Raw genomic sequence first — 17,810 nt, 5'->3', positions numbered from 1 at the left:
CCGCCCTGCGGGCGATGCGGAGCGGTGCAAATGGACCGGATCCGCAGCTGCTGACCGCGGATACGCTGAAGGAAATGACGTCCGGTGTTGGGCGGGGCGGCCACGAAGACTTGAGGTGATCACGGTGAAGCTGGCGCTGATGCAGGCGAACTCCAGTGTTTTGGACATCGACCGGAACTGCGGAGCCATTGACCGCGCGGCGCAGACGGCCGCGGAAGCGGGCGCCGAGGTGCTCCTGACGCCTGAGCTTTTCCCGGTGGGCTACGCCCCTCCGCGCGTCCGGGCGGAGCTGGACCCTGACACCTTGCCCGGCATCCGGCGGAGTCTGGCCGACATCGCTGCCCGGCACCGGATCGCCCTCGTCTACAGCCTGCCCGCCGTCACCGACGGCGGCGAATGGCAGATCACCGCCACCGTCCTGGACCACAGCGGGAACGAACTTCTCAGCTACGCCAAGGTCCACCTTTTTGGCCCTGACGAGCGTAAGGCGTTCAGCCCCGCGCAAGCAGCCCCCGCCGTCGTCGATCTGGGCGGCATCAAAGTCTCCCTGGCCATCTGCTACGACGTGGAGTTCCCGGAGACGGTGCGCGCGGCCGCCGCGGCGGGCGCCGACCTGCTCATGGTTCCCACGGCCCTTGCCCATGGCTTCGAATCGGTGCCGCAGGTGCTGCTGCGGGCCCGCGCGCTGGAAAGCCAGTTGACGGTGGCCTACGCCAACCACTCTGGGGAGGAGGATGGCTGCACCTTCCTGGGCGGAAGCGTCGTTGCCGGCCCCGACGGCGAACTGCTGGCTGCCGCCGGCCCCGGGCAGGAACTGCTGTACGCCGAGGTCAGCGCCGAGGCGGCCCGCCAGGCCCGGGATGCCGTGCCCTACCTGCGCGAACGGCGGCCTGATGTCTACCGTGCCTGGGATGAGGCAGGCGGCGCGGGAATGCCCTAAGCCCGGCCCTCTTAGCGCCCGGGGCTAGGTGCCGGCCTGCAGATCGTCGACGTACTGCAGTGCAATCCAGAGTTCGGCCCGCACCTGCGCCTGGTTCAGGTCAGTGTCGAGGAGCTCAGCCACCGCATTGATCTGCCGCCGGACGCTGTTGCGGTGCAGGCCCAGCGCCTTGGCGGTGGCATCCCAGTTGCCGTTCTCGCCGAGCCATGCCCTCAACACGGACAGGAAGGCTGTCCGGCGCTCGCCGTCCTGGCTGAGCAGCGGCTCCAGCAGCCGGCCGGCCAGCATGGTTCCGGCTTCCTGGCCCAGGAGCCCGGCGACCGTCCACGTGACTTCACCCACCCGCGCGCTCCTGCCGGTGGCCTGGACGCGCTGCCGCAGGGCCGTCACCCGCTGGTAGGCGCTGTTCAGATCCGTGAGCTCGCTCGAGTCCCCGATGACCAGCCGCCACCCCAGCTTTTCTACTTCGGCCAGGAGAGCGTCATCCACCTTGAGCCGGGTGATGGCGGCGAAGCCGTAGTCCGTGAGCTCCACGAGCTTGGTGTCGAAGAGGCGGCGCCACTGCAGCAGTTCCCGGACCGGGCTCTCGCGGGCGCGTCCGGCAGGCTGCCCTGCCCCGATGCCCTGCTCCGCCTTGATGCCCTGCACAACGCGGAGCGGCCCGGACCGGGTGGAGGACGTGCTTTGGGCCAGCAGGTCCCGGAGCCCGTTGATGTGCCGCGCCCCGCCGGATGTCATGCTCTCGGGGTGCAGCAGCAGCGATGTCGCCAGCTGGCTCGGTGCCAGTGATCCGCTGGTCCGTTGCCGGACCAACAGCTCGAGGAGCCCGACGGCGGAGGAGACCACGCTGTTCTGCGCAGGCGTCAGGGGCGCGTCTGTGCCCAGCACCAGCGCGCCAAGGTTGGCGTCGCGGGTGCTGCGCAGCGGATGGCCGAACACGAGCGCGGAGCCGGGGGCCTCGAAGGAATCCATCTCCACCCTCGGCCCGCTGCCGGACAGGAGGCGGTCGAGCAGCGGCTGCAGGGCGGCCGCCTCGACGCCGGAGCCGGCCCGGGCGCGCACCCGCCCGTCCGCGCCGACCAGCATGGCCCACACCGGAACCCGCTGGACCAGGGCCGCCAGCAGCTCATGTTCAGGCCGGGCGGACAGGACGGCCCGCATCAGCTGCCTGTTCGTGTCCGCGAGTTGGCGGAACACCTTCGCATTGTCCGACTCCAGCAGCTGGGAGAACTCGAGCCCAATGGCGGCGAACGGGACCGTGCTGGGCACCCTCACCAGGGTCAGGTTGTGCCGGACGCAGGCTTCCACCACGGTGTCCGGGACCGCGCTGAAGTAGGGCTCCAGGCCAAAGCCCAGTGCCCCCACCCCCGCCTTCACCAGACGCCGGACATAGGCATCAACCCGGGCGGCGTCACCTGCATCGCCAACGAAGGGCAGGCCCGCTGTGAGGAGGAATTCGCCGTCGAGCAGGTACGGTGTGGGATCTTCCAGCTCACTGGGCTCAACCCACCTCAGCAGCCCTTCACCGTTGCCGCCGTCGTGAAGCACGGTGAGCTCGGACGGCAGCTTCGCCAGGAACTGTTCCAGGGTGACGGCACTGAGCCGCTCAGCCGCGGCGCCGGCTGCCGGGGCGGTCCGCCTTTCCGTGTCAGGCGACATCCGGTGCCCCGTCCCCGGGCTCCTCGTAATCCGGGCACTCGTGAGCCTGCGGGAGGCCGTAGGCCCTGGGCAGGCGCGGTGCGATCCGGTTGATGATCTCGTCCCCGTGGCTTCCGATCGCGGCTCCCCACTCATCGGCGCTCGCCGCCCCGCTCCGGGGGTCACCGAACAGGACGGCAGTATCACCAACGCTGACTCCGCCAGGCTCGGGCCCCAGGTCCACCATGAACTGGTCCATGCACACCTTGCCGATCACCGGAACTCTCCTGCCGCCCAGCTGCACCACGCTCCGGCCCGAAATGCCCTTGGGGATGCCGTCGGCGTAGCCCAGCGGGATCAGTGCCAGGGACCTCGGCTCGTGCGTGATGGCCTGGTGCTCGTAGCTCACACCGGTGCCGGCCGGAACCTTCTTGACCAGCACCACCGGGGCCGTCACCGACAGGGCCGGCCGGAGACCGTAATCGGCGGGGTCAAGGTGGTCCGCGGGAGCCAGTCCATAGATGGCCAGCCCCGCCCGCACCATGTCGAACGCAAATTCCGGCCGGTCCAGGATGTTCGCCGAACTGGAAACGTGGCGCAGCTCCGGGTCCAGTCCCGCGCCGCGGGCCTGGCGGACGGCTTCCTCGAAGGCGTCCACCGCGGCGGCATTTCCGGGGTGGGCGGGAACGTCCGCCCACGCCAGATGGGTCCAGACGCCCCTCACCGCAAGGTGCCCGGCGAGTTCCGCTTCCCGCGCCGCCGCCACCAGGCCAGCCCAGTCCTCGGCCCGGGCGCCGCCGCGGCTGAGGCCGGTGTCCAGCTCAAGGTGGACGGCGGCCGGCCGTCCCAGGGAGCAGGCTATGCCGGCCACGATGTCCAGTTGGGTGATGCTCCCCAGGGAGATGTCGACGTCGTGGCTGACTGCCTCACGGATCGTCTCGCTTGACGCGGTGGCGAGGTAGAGCCACGACAGCACAGGTGCCGTGATGCCCGCCTTGCGCAGGGCCAGGGCCTCCGTGAGCTGCGCGGTGCCCAGCCAGTCGGCACCGGCGGCGAGGGCAGACCGGGCCACATCGACCAGTCCATGGCCGTAGCCGTTTCCTTTCACCACGGCCATGAAATGGGGTGCGGGCGTGAGGGCCCGGAGTGCGCGGACATTGTCTGAAATGGCGGACAGGTCAACGCTGACCTGCCCGGAAAGCACCGCTTCGGGCGTGCTCATCTGTTGTGCATTACGTCTCATGCCAGAACACTATAGGTCATTTTGCACAACCGTGAGACACGGCTCACATGCCTAGGCTGGAGGCACGGAAAGCCCCCAACTACTCACGAACGGACGTCAACGATGACTGTGCCAACCCAAGCAGGACAGCGGCCTCCGGTGCAGGCCCAACGCCCCGGACTGGCAGCCCAGCTGCTCCGCCGCAAGCCGATCGGGCAGATGGTGCAGGAGGCCGAGACGGGCCATGGCGGAACCCGGCTGGTCCGCAGCTTCGGGGTCCTGCAGCTGACGATGATCAGCGTGGGCGCCACCCTCGGCACCGGCATCCTGGTGATCCTGGGCGAGTCCGTGCCGCTGGCCGGGCCGGCCATCTGGATCTCGTTCGCCATCGCCGGCCTGGCCGCGCTGCTCTCTGCCGTGTCCTACGCCGAAATGGCCGGCCTGGTGCCGGCCGCCGGATCCAGCTACTCGTACACGTACGCCACCATGGGGGAGGGCATGGCCTGGATCTGCGGCTGGTGCCTCGTGCTCGAATACGCCGTCTCCGTGGCGGCGGTGGCAGTGGGCGCCGGCCAGTACGTCAACGAAACGCTGGCCGTCTTCGGACAGGTCCTGCCGGATGCGGTGTCACAGCCACCCGGGGACGGCGGCCTGGTGAACATCCCGGCGATGCTGATCGTCGTCCTGGCCATGGTCCTGCTGGTTCGGGGTGCCAAGGAAAGCGCGTGGATCAACACCGCGATCGTGCTGGTCAAGGTGGGCATCCTGGTCTTCTTCTGCGCGGTGGCCTTCACCGCCTTCAACGGCGGCCACTTCGAGCCGCTCCTGCCGATGGGCGCTGCCGGTGTCTCGGCTGCGGCCTCCCGCGTGTTCTTCTCCTACATCGGCTTCGACGCCGCCTCCACGGCGGGCGAGGAAGCCCGCAACCCCAAGCGCGACCTGCCCCGGGCCATCATGCTCTCCATGCTGATCGTCACCACCATCTACGTGCTCGTCTCGGTGGCAGCAATCGGCGCCCGCCCGTGGGGCTGGTTCGACGGCACCGAGGCTGCACTGGTGAAGATCCTCGAGGAAACCACCGGGCAGCCGTGGATCGCACTGGTGTTCGCCGTCGGAGCCGTGCTTGCCATTGCCAGCATCGTGCTCACCGTCCTCTACGGACAGACCCGCATCCTGCTTTCCATGTCCCGCGACGGCCTGGTTCCCCGCGTCTTTGGCCGCGTCTCGCACCGTACAGGCACCCCCGTCGCCGGAACCCTGATCGTGGGAACCGCCGTCGCCCTCACCGCAGGGCTGGTCCCGCTCGGGGCGCTCGCGGACGCCACCAGCATCGGCACCCTGTTCGCGTTCGCCCTGGTGAACGTGGCAGTCATCCACCTCCGCCGCACCCAGCCGGAGCTCAGGCGGACCTTCCGCGTTCCCCTCTTCCCGCTGACACCGATCCTGGGCGCGCTGATGTGCGTCTACCTGATGGCCAACCTGAGTGGCGAAACGTGGGTGACCTTCGGGGTCTGGATGCTCGTGGGCCTTGCCGCCTACTTCGGCTACGGCAGGCGGCACTCGCGGGTAGCCGCGCTGGGGCAGGAGGAATACCGTGAACTATCCGGCCGTGATTTTTCCACAGCGCCCGCACCCGCTGAACAGACAACATTTCACCAGTAAGTAAACAGACGAGACCACGGAGACGTACCTTCCATGACAACCGCTACCGAACTGCCGGCATCCGACCCGTCCAGCGCGACCACCACGGCGCCAGGCCTGCCCGGGGCCGGGACACCGGACCAGGCGCCGGTGACCATGCTGAACCCCGATTTCCCGTTCAGCTACGACCACTACCTGTCCCACCCGGACGGACTGGGGTCGGTTCCGCCGGAGCTGCACGGCACCGAAGTCGCCGTCGTGGGCGCCGGGCTGTCCGGGCTGGTGACGGCGTACGAGCTGATGAAGCTCGGGCTGCGGCCGGTGCTGTACGAAGCGGACCAACTGGGCGGGCGCCTGCGCACCGCGAGCTTCCCGGCAGCCCCTGATGTGGTGGCAGACCTGGGCGGCATGCGCTTCCCGGTCTCCGGCAAGGCGTTCTACCACTACGTTGACCTGCTGGGGCTGGAGACGCGGGACTTCCCCAACCCGCTGGCCCCCGCAACCTCCAGCACCGTGATTGAGCTGGCCGGTCAGAAGCATTACGCCAACACCTCGGCGGACCTGCCGCCGTTCTTCCGCGAGGTGGCCGACGCGTGGAAGGCCGCCGTGAACGACGGCGCCCAGTTCACGCAGATGCAGGAGGCCATCCGGGCGCGGGACACGGCCCGGATCAAGGAACTCTGGAACGAGCTTCTTCCGGAACTCGACGAGGAAACCTTTTACGGCTTCATCGCCGGCAGCCAGGCGTTCCGGAAGGCGGGCTTCGCGCACCGCGAGGCGTTCGGCCAGGTGGGGTTCGGAACCGGCGGCTGGGACACCGACTTCCCCAACTCCATCCTGGAAATCCTCCGCGTCGTGTACACCGACGCCGACGACCAGCACCGCCTCATCGCCGGCGGAGCGCAAAGGCTCCCCGAGGCACTCTGGCGACACACGCCGTCGGGCATGGTGCACTGGCCGGAAGGGACGTCCCTGGCGTCCCTGCACTCCGGCTCTCCGCGCGGCGCCGTCGAACGGATCAGCCGCGACGCCGACGGGAACCTCCGCATCCGTGAGCGGTGGGGGAGGGAAGCGTCCTACCCGGCCGTGGTCACCACCTGCCAGTCGTGGCTGCTGTCCACCCGGATCCACACAGAGGAGGCGCTGTTCCCGGCGGAGCTGTGGACGGCGATCGAGCGCTCGCACTACATGCAGTCGTCCAAGACGTTCGTGATGGTGGACCGGCCGTTCTGGAAGGACATCGATCCGGAAACCGGCAGGGAGGTACTGTCGATGACCCTGACGGACCGGCTCAACCGCGCCACTTACCTGCTGGACAACGGCCCGGACCAGCCCGCCGTGATCCTGCTGTCCTACACCTGGAACGACGACGCGCTGAAGTGGCTGGCGCTCGACGCCGACGAACGGGTGGAGCTGATGCTGCACTCGCTCGAGCAGATCTACCCGGGCGTGGACATCGCCAGCCACATCGTGGGCCAGCCGATCACCGTCTCCTGGGAGGCCGACCCCAACTTCATGGGCGCGTTCAAGGCGAACCTGCCCGGGCACTACCGCTACCAGCAGCGGCTGTTCACCCACTTCAAGCAGGACAAGCTGCCCGAATCCCAGCGCGGGATCTTCCTCGCCGGCGACGACGTGTCCTTCACCGCCGGCTGGGCGGAGGGCGCGGTGACCACGGGCCTGAACGCGGTGTGGGGCGTCGTGAACCACCTCGGCGGCTCCTCGGCACCGGGCAACCCCGGCCCCGGCGAGCTGCTGGACGAACTGGGCCCGATCAGCCTGGACTAGGTGCGGAGCCCAACGGGGCAGCACTTCAGGGCGTTCCCGGCGCTGGGAACGCCCTGTGCTGCGACCTACTTGGCGGCGTGCATCTCGCGGTGCGCCCGGGCGAGCTCGCGGTAGCGCGCGGCGTTGCCTTTCACGCCGTCGAACTCCTCATCGGTGAGTTCGCGGCGCACCTTGGCCGGGACCCCGGCCACCAGGGAGCGGGGCGGGACTACCGTCCCCTCCAGTACGACGGCGCCGGCCGCCACGAGCGAGCCGGCGCCGATCACTGCCCCGTTGAGGATGGTGGCGCTCATGCCGATGAGGCAGTCGTCCTCGACGGTGCAGCCATGGACGACGGCGCTGTGCCCCACACTGACGCGGGCGCCGACACTGCAGGGGAAGCCGGGGTCGGCGTGCAGCACCACGTTGTCCTGCAGGTTGCTTCCGGCGCCGACTGCGATGGCGGCGGTGTCCGCGCGGACCGAAACGCCGTAGAACGCGCTGGAATCCTCGGCGAGCGTGGCGCGGCCGATGACCGACGCCGTCGGCGCAACGAAGACGGAAGGGTGGATGTCCGGGGTGTCCCCGGCGAAAGGGTAAATGGGAGCCATGCCCCCAAGCCTAGGACACGATGACGCCGGCACTCCTGTTGAGTTTTTGTCCATTTGTCGCGGGTTAAAGGGCCATGAGGCCGCGATACGTGTACAAAAACTCATCCGGAGAGGGTGAGGGTTTGCGCCAGCCCGATGAAGTCCGCCGCCTCGGCGTCCCAGTTGGAGGCCGGGGCCAGGTCCGTGGTTTGCGCGGGTCCGTGCTCGGTGGGCCGCTGGACGAACGCGGTGGCCAGTCCGGCGTCCCGGGCCGCGGCAAGGTCATTATTGTGGGCTGCGACCAGCATGACCTCAGCGGGATCGAGCCGAAGGAGTGCTGCGGCACCGAGATAGGCAGCGGCGTCGGGCTTGTATGCCTGGAGCAGGTCCGAGCCAACAACCACATCCCATGGAAGGGACGCATTCTTGGCCATGTTGACCAGCAGGGCGGTGTTGCCGTTGGACAGCGGCCCCACGATATAGCGGCCCTTCAGCCGCCGCAGGCCCTCCCGGCTGTCCGGCCACGCCGGCAGGCGCTCCCAGGCACGGTTGAGCTCCTCGAGTCCGCCGGACGGAAACCCATCAGGGGAGAGCCCGTTCGCCATGAGGATGCGGTTCAGGTTTTCCAGGTGCAGCCGGTCCAAAGGCACGTAGCCACGCTGGCCGGAACGGACCAGTTCCATGGCCGGCTGGTACTCCGCCCGCCATGCGTCCGCAAAGCCGAACGGGTCCAGCGCGAGGCCGTGCCGTTCAGCGAAGCGGCCCACTTGCGCTGCAACGCCGGAGCGCCAGTCGACCACAGTTCCAAAGGTGTCGAACAGCACGGCCTTGACCTGCCGTCCTGTGGAAGGTGAAACGAACGCGGCGGGGGTCACGAGGCTCTCAGGCTGCCCGTTAGTGGGCCCCGCCGACATTCAGGACGACGACGCCGGCCACCACCAGGGCGATGCCGAGGATCTTCGTCAGGTTCAGCTCTTCACCGAGGAACATGGCGCCGATCGCCACGATGGCCACCGTTCCGAGACCCGACCACAGGGCATACGCGACCCCGACCGGGACACTCTTGACCACCTGCGACAGCAGGGCGAAGGCAACCCCGTAGGATCCCAGGCACCAGACGCTGGGCCAGAGCCGGGTGAATCCTTCCGTTGACTTCAGCAGGCTGGTGCCCAGAACCTCCACCGCGATGGCGAGTGCCAGATAGACATAGCCCAACAAGTGTTGTCCTTTCCCATTGCCGGAACCTTAACCGGCGTGCTGCCGTCGCTGCGAACCCGGAGACGAGCCGCGCACCCAGCCAATCCCATCCTAGATGCGCGCAGCACAGCGAAATTACCCAAGGGCCCGCGGGAGCTCACGGCCGATGATCCGGGCCCCTTCGGGAAAGGCTGCCGGATTGGGACCCGCATAGTTGAGCCGGATGAACTTCCCCGTAGGTTCGGCGGGGAACCACTCCGTTCCGGCCGCGATAATGACGCCGGCCCTTTCACAGTTCTGGGCGAGCTGTTCGACGTCGGTCCCGTCCGGAAGGCGGGCCCAGAGGTTCAGCCCGCCCTTTGGGACATTCTCGATGTGGGCCTGCGGTACGTGCTGAAGCAGGCTCGTCAGGAGCAGGTCGCGGCGGGACTGGAGCTGGTGCCGGAGGCTCCTGAGGTGGGTCTGCCAGGCCCGCTGTGTGACGACATCGAGTGCTGCGGCCTGGAGCAGGCCGCTGACATACATCGATTCGGCTGCCCGGTCGGCGAGGATGCGTTCGCGTGCGGGGCCGCGGGCGATGACGGCGGCCACCCGGATGGCAGGGGAGACGCTTTTGGTCAGGGAGCGCAGGTACACCACGTGGCCGGAATCGTCGCGGGCCGCCACAGGATGGGCCGTGGCGCTGATGCCGAAGTCATGCGCCCAGTCGTCCTCGAGGAGGAAGGCGCCGTTTTTTCGCACGACGTCCAGGACCTTTTCGGCGAGCGGGCCGTCCCACTGTGCCCCGGTGGGGTTCGCATAGTTCGGCTGGGAATAGAACATCCGTGCCCCCGACTCCTCGAAGGCGCGGGCCAATTCCTCCGGGTCCGGTCCGCCCGCCCCGCTGGGCACGGGGATCACGCGGACGCCGGCCTGCGCCGCGGCCAGGATGGCGCCCCAGTAGGTCGGGGACTCCACGAGCAGCGGCTGCCCGTAGCCGACGAGCGCCCTGAAGATGGAGCTGAGGCCGCTCTGGCTGCCCGGAAGAACGACGACGTCGCTCGGGGCCGGCGGGGTAGTACCGGCCGGTGTTGAACTGCCGAGCTCCTGCGCGAACCAGGATTGCAGCTCGGGAAGCCCAGCCGCCGGGGGACGGGACAAAGCCGCATCGCCGCGGGCCGCCCGCGTGAGCGCCGCCCGGACCAGCCGCTCCGGCAGGAGTTCGCGGTCCGGATAGCCGGAATGGAACGCAATGACATCGTTCGGCGCGCTCCGCATCGCGGCGGACGTGGGGCGGAGCGGCGCCTGCGGCGAACGCAGGGCCGCCGTCTGCCAGCCGTAGTCCGAGGGCCGCGCGGTCCGGACGGCCCGCACGAATGTCCCGACGCCCGGCCGGCTCTCGATGACGCCCTCCCGCGTGAGCACCTGCAGTGCCTTCTGTACGGTAACGGGGCTGGCCTGGTGCTCCGCGACCAGCGACCGGGTCGACGGCAGCTGCGATCCTGGCGCCGCCTTGGCGACCCATTCCCTCAGTCGCGACGCGATCCGCTGACTGCTATCGTTGTTCATGAGAGACAATAGTAGCGCTACTGTTCCTGTTCGCCCACTGATACCGTCACCCGCACCCTCGTCGCTGGCCGGGCAATCGCGCACCGGGCTGTGGTGGGGCCTCCTGGGGGTAGCGGCTTTCTCGTTCACCGTGCCCTTTACCAAGGTGGCAGTGGGGGGCCTGTCGCCGCTGTTCATCGGCTCCGGCCGGGCGGTGGCCGCCGCTGTCCTGGCCGCCGCGGCCCTGGTGCTGTCACGGCAGCGCCTGCCCCACGGTATCCAGTGGCTCCGTCTGGGGGTGGTTGCCGGCGGGGTCGTCACCGGCTTCCCTATGCTGACGTCCTTCGCGCTGGCCGCCGCGCCGGCCAGCCACGGCGCTGTTGTGATCGCACTGCTGCCCGCCGCAACTGCCACGACGGCGGTACTCCGCGGCCGTGAGCGTCCGCCGGCAGCGTTTTGGGCCGCCACCGGGGCGGGTGCCTTTGCCGCCGTCGCTTTCGCCTTCGCGCAGCCGGATGGCTTCGGGCAGGTGCAATGGACGGACCTGTTGTTTTTTGGCGCCGTTCTGGCTGCCGCCGTGGGGTACGCCGAGGGAGGGCTGCTGGCCCGCGAACTGGGCGCGTGGCAGACCATATCCTGGGCCCTTGTCCTTGCCTCGCCGCTGATGGTGGTGGTTATGGCATTCTCCGTGCTGCAGCAGCCGCCCTCGGGCACGCCGGTGGAATGGGCCGCCTTCGCCTACCTCGGCGTCGTCAGCATGTTCCTGGGCTTCTTTGCCTGGTACCACGGCCTTGCCATCGGGCCCATGGCGCAGGTGAGCCAGGTCCAGCTCGCGCAGCCCGTGATGACCATTGGCTGGGCTGCGCTTTTGCTCGGGGAGCCGCTGACGTGGGCCACCGTTATCGGCGGACCTGCGGTCATACTTTGCGCCGGCGCCGCGGTCCGGGTGCGGCTCAGCCCGCCGACGGCGGGAGGGCGACGGCGATTGGCGCCCCCGGTTCTGCCACGCGCTCAAGCTCCCGGACGACGTCGTCCGCCTGGTCAGCGGTGAGGCCCTCCAGTGACTGGACCGCCCAGATTGCCGGGAAGGTGCTGGCAGCGAAGGGCAGGCGCGTGGGCTCGGCCACCGAGACGCTCAGCCGGCGGGCAATGGCGAACCTGACGTTGCCGTCGAAGGGGTCAACGCCCGTGTAGTGGATGCCGGCCTGGACGAACCGGAGGCCGTCGTCGCCCGGGCCGCAGCACACGTCCAGTACGGCGTGCCTGCCCTGGGTTTTGAGCAGGGCGATGAAGGGTTCGAGCGAGGTTTCCGTCAGCAGAGTCATCGTGTTAACCAGTCTTGGTTAAAACCCGGCCGGTGTGAACCGCCGCAGGGAATCCCAAAACCGCCGCGGGCCGCACGGGCCCGCGGCGGTGAGGAAGCGGTCAGTTGAAGACGACAGTCCGGTTGCCGTCCAGCAGCACGCGGTGCTCGGCGTGCCACTGCACGGCCTGGGCGAGGGTGCGTCCTTCCACGTCCCGGCCCATCTGCACGAACTGCTCCGCCGTCCGCGCGTGGTTCACCCGGATGACTTCCTGCTCGATGATCGGGCCCTCGTCCAGCGCGGCGGTGACGTAGTGGGCGGTGGCACCGATCAGCTTGACGCCGCGGGCGTGGGCCTGGTGGTACGGCTTGGCGCCCTTGAAGGAGGGCAGGAAGGAGTGGTGGATGTTGATGGCCTTGCCGGTCAGCTCGGTGCAGAGCTCGTCGGAGATGATCTGCATGTAGCGGGCCAGCACGGTCAGTTCGACGCCCTCCTCGGCGATGATCTTGCGCAGCTGGTCCTCGGCCTGGTCCTTGGTCTCGTGCGTCACCGGGATGTAGTGGAATGGGATGCCGTAGAACTCGGCCAGCCCGGCGAGGTCCCGGTGGTTGGAGACGATCGCGGGAATCTCGATGGGCAGGGTGCCGGAGCGCTGCAGGAACAGGAGGTCGTTCAGGCAGTGGGCGGACTTGCTGGCCATCAGCAGGGTGCGGACCTTCCGGCCCACCGGGTTCAGGCTCCACTGCATGCCGAAGGCTTCGGCCACCGGTTCCAGGGCGGCGAGCACCTCGTTCTGGGAGGCGGTGGTGGTGGCTTCGACGCGCATGAAGAAGGTGCCGGTGGTGTCGCTGCCGTACTGCTGGGAGTCCGTGATATTGCAGCCCGCCACGAGCAGGGCGCCGGCAACGGCGTGCACGATTCCGGGGCGGTCGGGGCAGGAGAGGGTCACAACGTACGATTTGGCGAGCTGGTCTTCATTCACGAAGAACAGCCTACCCGCGGGTTGGTCCCGCTTTTGATAGTGTGGTTCCGTCGCAACTGGCGTTTGGGTGGCTAACCACCAGGGAGCGGCATTCACGAAGACCACGGATCGTACGCCTGGGCCGAGGGTCATGTTTTGCCGGTAGCGCTGCGCTTCTCGAAGAGCAGCCACCCAGTGCGCTGCGGCGCCCTCATAGACCTGCGCCCGGAACCCTTTTTCCGGATGGTGGTCATCGAAGGGCGGAGCAACGTTCCAGCCGGTAGCCTGACCTTAGCAGTGCCCATCCCTAGCCAGGAGTTCTTCGTGACTACTTCACCGACTTCCGTTAGCACCTCCTTCGTCAGCAACCAGCCGCTGGCTGAGCTCGATCCCGAGATCGCCGCAGTACTGGACCAGGAACTCGGCCGCCAGCGCGGTACCCTGGAAATGATCGCCTCCGAAAACTTCGCCCCCCGCGCCGTCATGGAAGCCCAGGGCTCCGTGCTGACCAACAAGTACGCCGAGGGCTACCCGGGCCGCCGCTACTACGGCGGCTGCGAGTACGTCGACGTCGCCGAGCAGCTGGCCATCGACCGGGTCAAGGCCCTGTTCGGTGCCGAATACGCCAACGTCCAGCCGCACTCCGGCGCGCAGGCCAACGCCGCAGCACTCCACGCCATGATCACCCCCGGCGACAAGATCCTGGGCCTCTCCCTGGCCCACGGCGGTCACCTGACGCACGGCATGAAGCTGAACTTCTCCGGCAAGCTCTACGACGTCGCCGCCTACCAGGTCGAGGAAGACAACTTCCGGATCGACATGGACAAGCTCCGCGAGCAGGCCATCGCCGAGAAGCCGCAGGTGATCATCGCCGGCTGGTCCGCGTACCCGCGCCACCTCGACTTCGCCGCGTTCCGTTCCATCGCCGATGAAGTGGGTGCCCTGCTCTGGACGGACATGGCACACTTCGCCGGCCTCGTCGCCGCGGGCCTGCACCCGAGCCCGGTGCCGCACTCCGACGTCGTCACCTCCACCGTGCACAAGACCCTCGCCGGTCCCCGCTCGGGTGTGATCCTGGCCAAGCAGGAATGGGCCAAAAAGCTCAACTCCGCAGTCTTCCCGGGCCAGCAGGGCGGACCCCTCATGCACGTCATCGCCGCCAAGGCCGTGGCCTTCAAGATCGCCGGCACCGCCGAATTCAAGGAGCGCCAGGAGCGCGTCCTGGAAGGCGCCAAGATCATCGCCGACCGCCTCAACCAGTCCGACGTTGCCGAGGCCGGCGTCTCCGTCCTCACCGGCGGCACAGACGTTCACCTGGTCCTGGTCGACCTGCGCAACTCGCAGCTGGACGGCCAGCAGGCCGAGGACCTCCTGCACTCCGTGGGCATCACCGTCAACCGCAACGCCGTGCCGTTCGACCCGCGCCCGCCGATGGTCACCTCCGGCCTGCGCATCGGCACCCCGGCCCTGGCCACCCGCGGCTTCGGCGCCACCGAATTCACCGAGGTGGCCGAAATCATCGCCACCGCGCTGAAGGCCGGCTCCGCCACCGACGTTGAGGCCCTGCAGGCCCGCGTCGACAAGCTCGCAGCCGACTTCCCGCTGTACCCGCAGCACGAGCAGTGGTGATCCATGACTGAAACCGCAAAAACCGCGCAGATCCTTGACGGCAAGGCTACCGCCGCTGCCATCAAGGCCGAGCTGACCGAACGCGTGGCCGCACTCAGGGCCAAGGGCGTCACTCCGGGACTGGGCACCATTCTGGTGGGGTCCGACCCCGGCAGCACCTGGTACGTGGGCGGCAAGCACAAGGACTGCGCCGAGGTGGGCATCAACTCCATCCGCCGCGACCTGCCCGAGGAAACCACCCAGGACGAGCTCCTGGAAGTGGTCCGCGAGCTGAACGACAACCCGGAGTGCACGGGGTACATCGTCCAGCTGCCGCTGCCCAAGCACATCGACCAGGACGTCATCCTGGAGGCCATGGATCCGGACAAGGACGCCGACGGCCTGCACCCGATGAACCTGGGCCGGCTCGTGGCCAACATCAGCGGACCCATGAAGTCCCCGCTGCCCTGCACCCCCAAGGGCTGCGTGGAACTGCTCAGCCGGCACGGCATCGACCTGAAGGGCAAGCGCGTCCTCGTGGTTGGCCGCGGCGTGACCATCGGCCGGCCGGTGGGCCTGCTGCTGACCCGCAAGGACGTCAACGCCACCGTGGTGCTGGCGCACACCGGCACCGCCGACCTGCCCGCCGAACTCCGGCAGGCCGACGTCGTGATCGCCGCGGCCGGCGTGCCGCACCTGGTCAAGGCGGAGGACCTGAAGCCCGGCGCAATCGTGCTCGACGTCGGTGTGAGCCGCGTGGACGACGGCACTGGCAAGGCCGTGGTCACCGGGGACGTGCACCCCGACGCCGCCGACGTCGCCGCCTGGCTGTCCCCGAACCCGGGCGGTGTGGGTCCGATGACCCGCGCCATGCTCCTGGCCAACGTGGTGGAAACCGCGGAACGCCAGGCAGGCATCAGCTAATCCGCTGATTCAGCCAGACCGTTGTAGGGCGTCTACTCCTCCTGGAGTAGGCGCCCTACGCCGTTAAGCCGACGACGGGCGTGGCCTTCCCGGCTAGGCTCGGACCTATGCAGCGCCGTTTCCGGGGACCGCCCACAGCAGCCATCGTGGCTGCGGTGGCCGTCATCGAGGTGGTGGGCACGGTCTTCGCCTCCGCCCGGCAGCCGGACCACCGGCCGCTGGATGCGCTTGCGTTCGTCCTGCTGCTGGCCGGGCCCGCCTCCTTGGCGCTGCGGCGCCGCGCCCCGCTCGTGATGCTGCCCGCGGCGGCCGCCTCCGTGGGGGCGTACCTCGCGCTCGGCTACGCGTGGGGTCCGGTGTTCCTGTCGCTGGCGCTGGCGATCGTGCTCTCCGCCGCGGCCGGGAAGCGCTGGCAGACCTGGACCGTGGCCGGCGTGTGCGCGGCCGTCCTGGTGGCGGCAGCGGCGGCCGGTGGCGATGAGTTCGGACTGGTCCGGGCCTTCGCCGGCTCCTCGTGGCTGGCCATTCTGGTGCTGATGGGGGAGGGCATCCGGCTGCGCACCGAACGGGTGGCGGAACGCCACCGCCAGCGCGAGGCCCGCGAACAGGCGGCCCGCGACGAGTACCGGCTGGCCCTCGCCCGGGACATCCACGACGTCGTTGCCCATTCCCTGTCGCTGATCAACGTGCGCGCCTCGGTGGCGCTGCACCTGGGGGAGAAGGACCCCGCCCAGTTCCGCCCGGCGCTGGAAGCCATCAAGGCGGCGAGCAAGGATTCGCTGGCCGAGATCCGCCAGCTCCTGGGCGTGCTCCGCGAGGACGCCCCGCTGAGCCCCGCGCCGCCGCCGCGGCTGGACCGGATGCCCGGGCTGGCCGACGACGCCCGCCGCGCCGGGCTCGAGGTCAGCCTGACCCAGCCCGACGCAATTGCCGTGCAGCAGCTGCCGGACACCGTCCAGGAGGCTGCGTACCGGATTGTGCAGGAGGCACTGACCAACGTGGTGCGCCATTCCGGCGCCCGGAAGGCCGCCGTCGTACTCGCCCTGGAGGGCCCGACGGCGGCGGGGAACCGGGGAAAGCAGCTCACCGTGACCATTGACGACGACGGCGCCGGGGCCGCCGGCGTGCCGGAAGGCAACGGGGTGACGGGGATGCGGGAGAGGGCGGCCGCCGTGGGCGGTTCGCTGCACCTTGCGCCGCTGGACCCTGCGCGGCCGCACCCGGGCTGGCGGGTCCGCGCCGTGATTCCGGTGGCCGGGCCGCCCGCCGGGCCAGTGGCCGGACCGGAACGGGAGTCGCGGTGATCCGCATCCTGCTGGCAGACGACCAGAACCTCATCCGTGCCGGCTTCCGTGCCCTTCTGAACGCCGAACCGGACATGGAGGTGGTGGCCGAGTGCGGAACCGGCCGCGACGCCGTCCGTCTCGCCGCCCGGGAGCGTCCCGACGTGGTCCTGATGGACATCCGCATGCCGGAGACCGACGGGCTGGAAGCGACCCGGAAAATCATGGCGGACCGCGGCCTGGCCGGCACGCGCATCATCATCCTCACCACCTTCGAACTGGACGAATACATCGCGGAAGCGGTGCGCTCCGGCGCGGCAGGGTTCCTGGTGAAGGACACCGAACCTGAGGAGCTGATCCGCGCCGTGCGCGTTGTCCACGACGGTGATGCCCTGCTCTCGCCGTCGGTCACCCGGCGCATCATGGCCCAGCTGGCACAGCAGTCCAGGGCGGCCTCGGCTCCGGTGTCACTGGACAACATCACCGAGCGCGAACGCGAAGTCCTCAAGCTCGTGGGGGAGGGCCTGAACAACGCCGAGATCGCGGAGCGGCTGGTGATCACGCCGCTCACCGCCAAGACCCACGTCTCCCGCATCATGACCAAGCTGCTGGTGCGTGACCGGGCCCAGCTGGTGGTGCTGGCCTACGAATCGGGCCTCGTCCGGCCCGGCTGGGCGGGTTAGGGCTGCACATCCGGCCGAGGCAGCAGGGAGAGAGGGTCTGCTGGCCGAGGCAGCAGGGGGCGGCCTCCCGGCGGAGTACGCGGGGCACCCAAGGTGACTCCCGGCGTCGGACGACCCGCCGCCGTCGGACCGCCAGACTCGAAGCAGAGCCGAAAGCCGGCCCTTACCGAGTTTTTGGGAGCATGACATGACTTCATCCCTAGCCACCACTTTCGCGGCCCAGTCCGCGCAGCTGCTGGCCGATCCCGTCGCCCACGGCCCGTGGGGCACAGGATTCTCGCCATGGTTCCTGCTGTTCCCGCTGTTCTGGATCCTGGTGATCGGCCTGTTCATCTTCCTCGCCCGGCGCACCTGGCGCAGGAACCACGAGTGGGCCACCGCCCGCGGCGGGGAAAGCGTCCTGCGAGAGCGCTACGCACGTGGCGAAATCGACGAGACCGAATACCGCCAGCGCCTCGAAGTCCTGCGGGGCGACGCGCGGGGGGATTCGCGGGGGAACCGCCGGTAACGTCAACCGCAACGCGG

At 69.0% G+C, this 17,810-nt stretch carries 17 protein-coding genes; 9 read left to right on the top strand and 8 right to left on the bottom strand.

Features of this window, described 5'->3' with window-relative positions:
• Positions 1 to 139: 139 nt before the first annotated feature.
• Positions 140 to 940: a nitrilase-related carbon-nitrogen hydrolase gene (locus ACFRAH_RS18940; protein ID WP_377992494.1), complete on the top strand. Its 801-nt coding sequence runs from the start codon at positions 140 to 142 to the stop codon at positions 938 to 940.
• Between the two features lie 24 nt (positions 941 to 964).
• Here ACFRAH_RS18940 and ACFRAH_RS18935 read toward each other — a convergent pair whose 3' ends face one another.
• Positions 965 to 2,599 (bottom strand): PucR family transcriptional regulator ligand-binding domain-containing protein, encoded by a 1,635-nt coding sequence (locus ACFRAH_RS18935; RefSeq protein WP_377992447.1) that lies wholly within the window; start codon positions 2,597 to 2,599, stop codon positions 965 to 967.
• Positions 2,589 to 3,821, bottom strand: a complete 1,233-nt coding sequence (gene alr / locus ACFRAH_RS18930; RefSeq protein ID WP_377992446.1) for an alanine racemase — start codon at positions 3,819 to 3,821, stop codon at positions 2,589 to 2,591. The genes ACFRAH_RS18935 and alr overlap by 11 nt, the downstream gene beginning before the upstream one ends.
• 102 nt (positions 3,822 to 3,923) lie before the next feature.
• On the opposite strand from alr, the gene ACFRAH_RS18925 reads away from it, so the two are divergent.
• Both ACFRAH_RS18925 and ACFRAH_RS18920 read left to right on the top strand, forming a co-directional pair.
• The gene (locus ACFRAH_RS18925) at positions 3,924 to 5,462 is read left to right on the top strand and encodes an amino acid permease (protein ID WP_377992445.1); all 1,539 of its coding nucleotides are present in this window, start codon (positions 3,924 to 3,926) and stop codon (positions 5,460 to 5,462) included.
• A gap of 33 nt (positions 5,463 to 5,495) precedes the next feature.
• Entirely contained in the window at positions 5,496 to 7,229 is a 1,734-nt protein-coding gene (locus ACFRAH_RS18920) for an FAD-dependent oxidoreductase (RefSeq protein WP_377992444.1), read from the top strand.
• Positions 7,230 to 7,294: 65 nt separating this feature from the next.
• On the opposite strand, the gene ACFRAH_RS18915 is transcribed toward ACFRAH_RS18920, so the two are convergent.
• From ACFRAH_RS18915 to ACFRAH_RS18900, 4 genes are all read right to left on the bottom strand, one after another.
• A complete protein-coding gene (locus ACFRAH_RS18915) occupies positions 7,295 to 7,819 on the bottom strand; it encodes a gamma carbonic anhydrase family protein (RefSeq protein WP_377992443.1) in 525 nt (174 codons plus the stop codon).
• Between the two features lie 101 nt (positions 7,820 to 7,920).
• The gene (locus ACFRAH_RS18910; RefSeq protein ID WP_377992442.1) at positions 7,921 to 8,673 is read right to left on the bottom strand and encodes a haloacid dehalogenase type II; all 753 of its coding nucleotides are present in this window, start codon (positions 8,671 to 8,673) and stop codon (positions 7,921 to 7,923) included.
• A gap of 19 nt (positions 8,674 to 8,692) precedes the next feature.
• Positions 8,693 to 9,016, bottom strand: a complete 324-nt coding sequence (locus ACFRAH_RS18905) for a DMT family transporter (RefSeq protein WP_377992441.1) — start codon at positions 9,014 to 9,016, stop codon at positions 8,693 to 8,695.
• Positions 9,017 to 9,130: 114 nt separating this feature from the next.
• Entirely contained in the window at positions 9,131 to 10,543 is a 1,413-nt protein-coding gene (locus ACFRAH_RS18900) for a PLP-dependent aminotransferase family protein (protein WP_377992440.1), read from the bottom strand.
• Here ACFRAH_RS18900 and ACFRAH_RS18895 point away from each other — a divergent pair.
• Positions 10,542 to 11,573, top strand: a complete 1,032-nt coding sequence (locus ACFRAH_RS18895) for a DMT family transporter (protein WP_377992439.1) — start codon at positions 10,542 to 10,544, stop codon at positions 11,571 to 11,573. The genes ACFRAH_RS18900 and ACFRAH_RS18895 overlap by 2 nt on opposite strands.
• Here ACFRAH_RS18895 and ACFRAH_RS18890 read toward each other — a convergent pair.
• Both ACFRAH_RS18890 and purU read right to left on the bottom strand, forming a co-directional pair.
• A complete protein-coding gene (locus ACFRAH_RS18890; protein ID WP_377992438.1) occupies positions 11,476 to 11,847 on the bottom strand; it encodes a class I SAM-dependent methyltransferase in 372 nt (123 codons plus the stop codon). The genes ACFRAH_RS18895 and ACFRAH_RS18890 overlap by 98 nt on opposite strands.
• A 100-nt stretch (positions 11,848 to 11,947) precedes the next feature.
• Positions 11,948 to 12,808, bottom strand: a complete 861-nt coding sequence (purU, locus tag ACFRAH_RS18885; protein WP_377992437.1) for a formyltetrahydrofolate deformylase — start codon at positions 12,806 to 12,808, stop codon at positions 11,948 to 11,950.
• A 303-nt stretch (positions 12,809 to 13,111) separates the two neighbouring features.
• Between purU and glyA the strand changes: the two genes are divergently transcribed.
• The 5 genes from glyA (at position 13,112) to ACFRAH_RS18860 (ending at position 17,793) form a co-directional block, all read left to right on the top strand.
• On the top strand, positions 13,112 to 14,416 hold the full coding sequence (gene glyA / locus ACFRAH_RS18880; protein WP_377992436.1) for a serine hydroxymethyltransferase: 1,305 nt from the start codon (positions 13,112 to 13,114) through the stop codon (positions 14,414 to 14,416).
• Positions 14,417 to 14,419: 3 nt separating this feature from the next.
• Positions 14,420 to 15,319, top strand: coding sequence for a bifunctional methylenetetrahydrofolate dehydrogenase/methenyltetrahydrofolate cyclohydrolase (locus ACFRAH_RS18875; RefSeq protein WP_377992435.1), 900 nt, complete (start codon positions 14,420 to 14,422; stop codon positions 15,317 to 15,319).
• 107 nt (positions 15,320 to 15,426) lie between these two features.
• On the top strand, positions 15,427 to 16,623 hold the full coding sequence (locus tag ACFRAH_RS18870) for a sensor histidine kinase (protein WP_377992434.1): 1,197 nt from the start codon (positions 15,427 to 15,429) through the stop codon (positions 16,621 to 16,623).
• A complete protein-coding gene (locus tag ACFRAH_RS18865; RefSeq protein ID WP_377992433.1) occupies positions 16,620 to 17,285 on the top strand; it encodes a response regulator in 666 nt (221 codons plus the stop codon). Before ACFRAH_RS18870 ends, ACFRAH_RS18865 begins: the two co-directional genes overlap by 4 nt.
• 187 nt (positions 17,286 to 17,472) lie before the next feature.
• On the top strand, positions 17,473 to 17,793 hold the full coding sequence (locus ACFRAH_RS18860; RefSeq protein ID WP_377992432.1) for an SHOCT domain-containing protein: 321 nt from the start codon (positions 17,473 to 17,475) through the stop codon (positions 17,791 to 17,793).
• The last annotated feature ends 17 nt before the right edge of the window (positions 17,794 to 17,810 follow it).

It is taken from the genome of Arthrobacter sp. NPDC056727, assembly GCF_042790555.1.
Lineage (GTDB): Bacteria > Actinomycetota > Actinomycetes > Actinomycetales > Micrococcaceae > Arthrobacter.
Note: the sequence above shows the minus strand (reverse complement) of the source record. Positions and strands in the feature narration are given on the sequence as shown.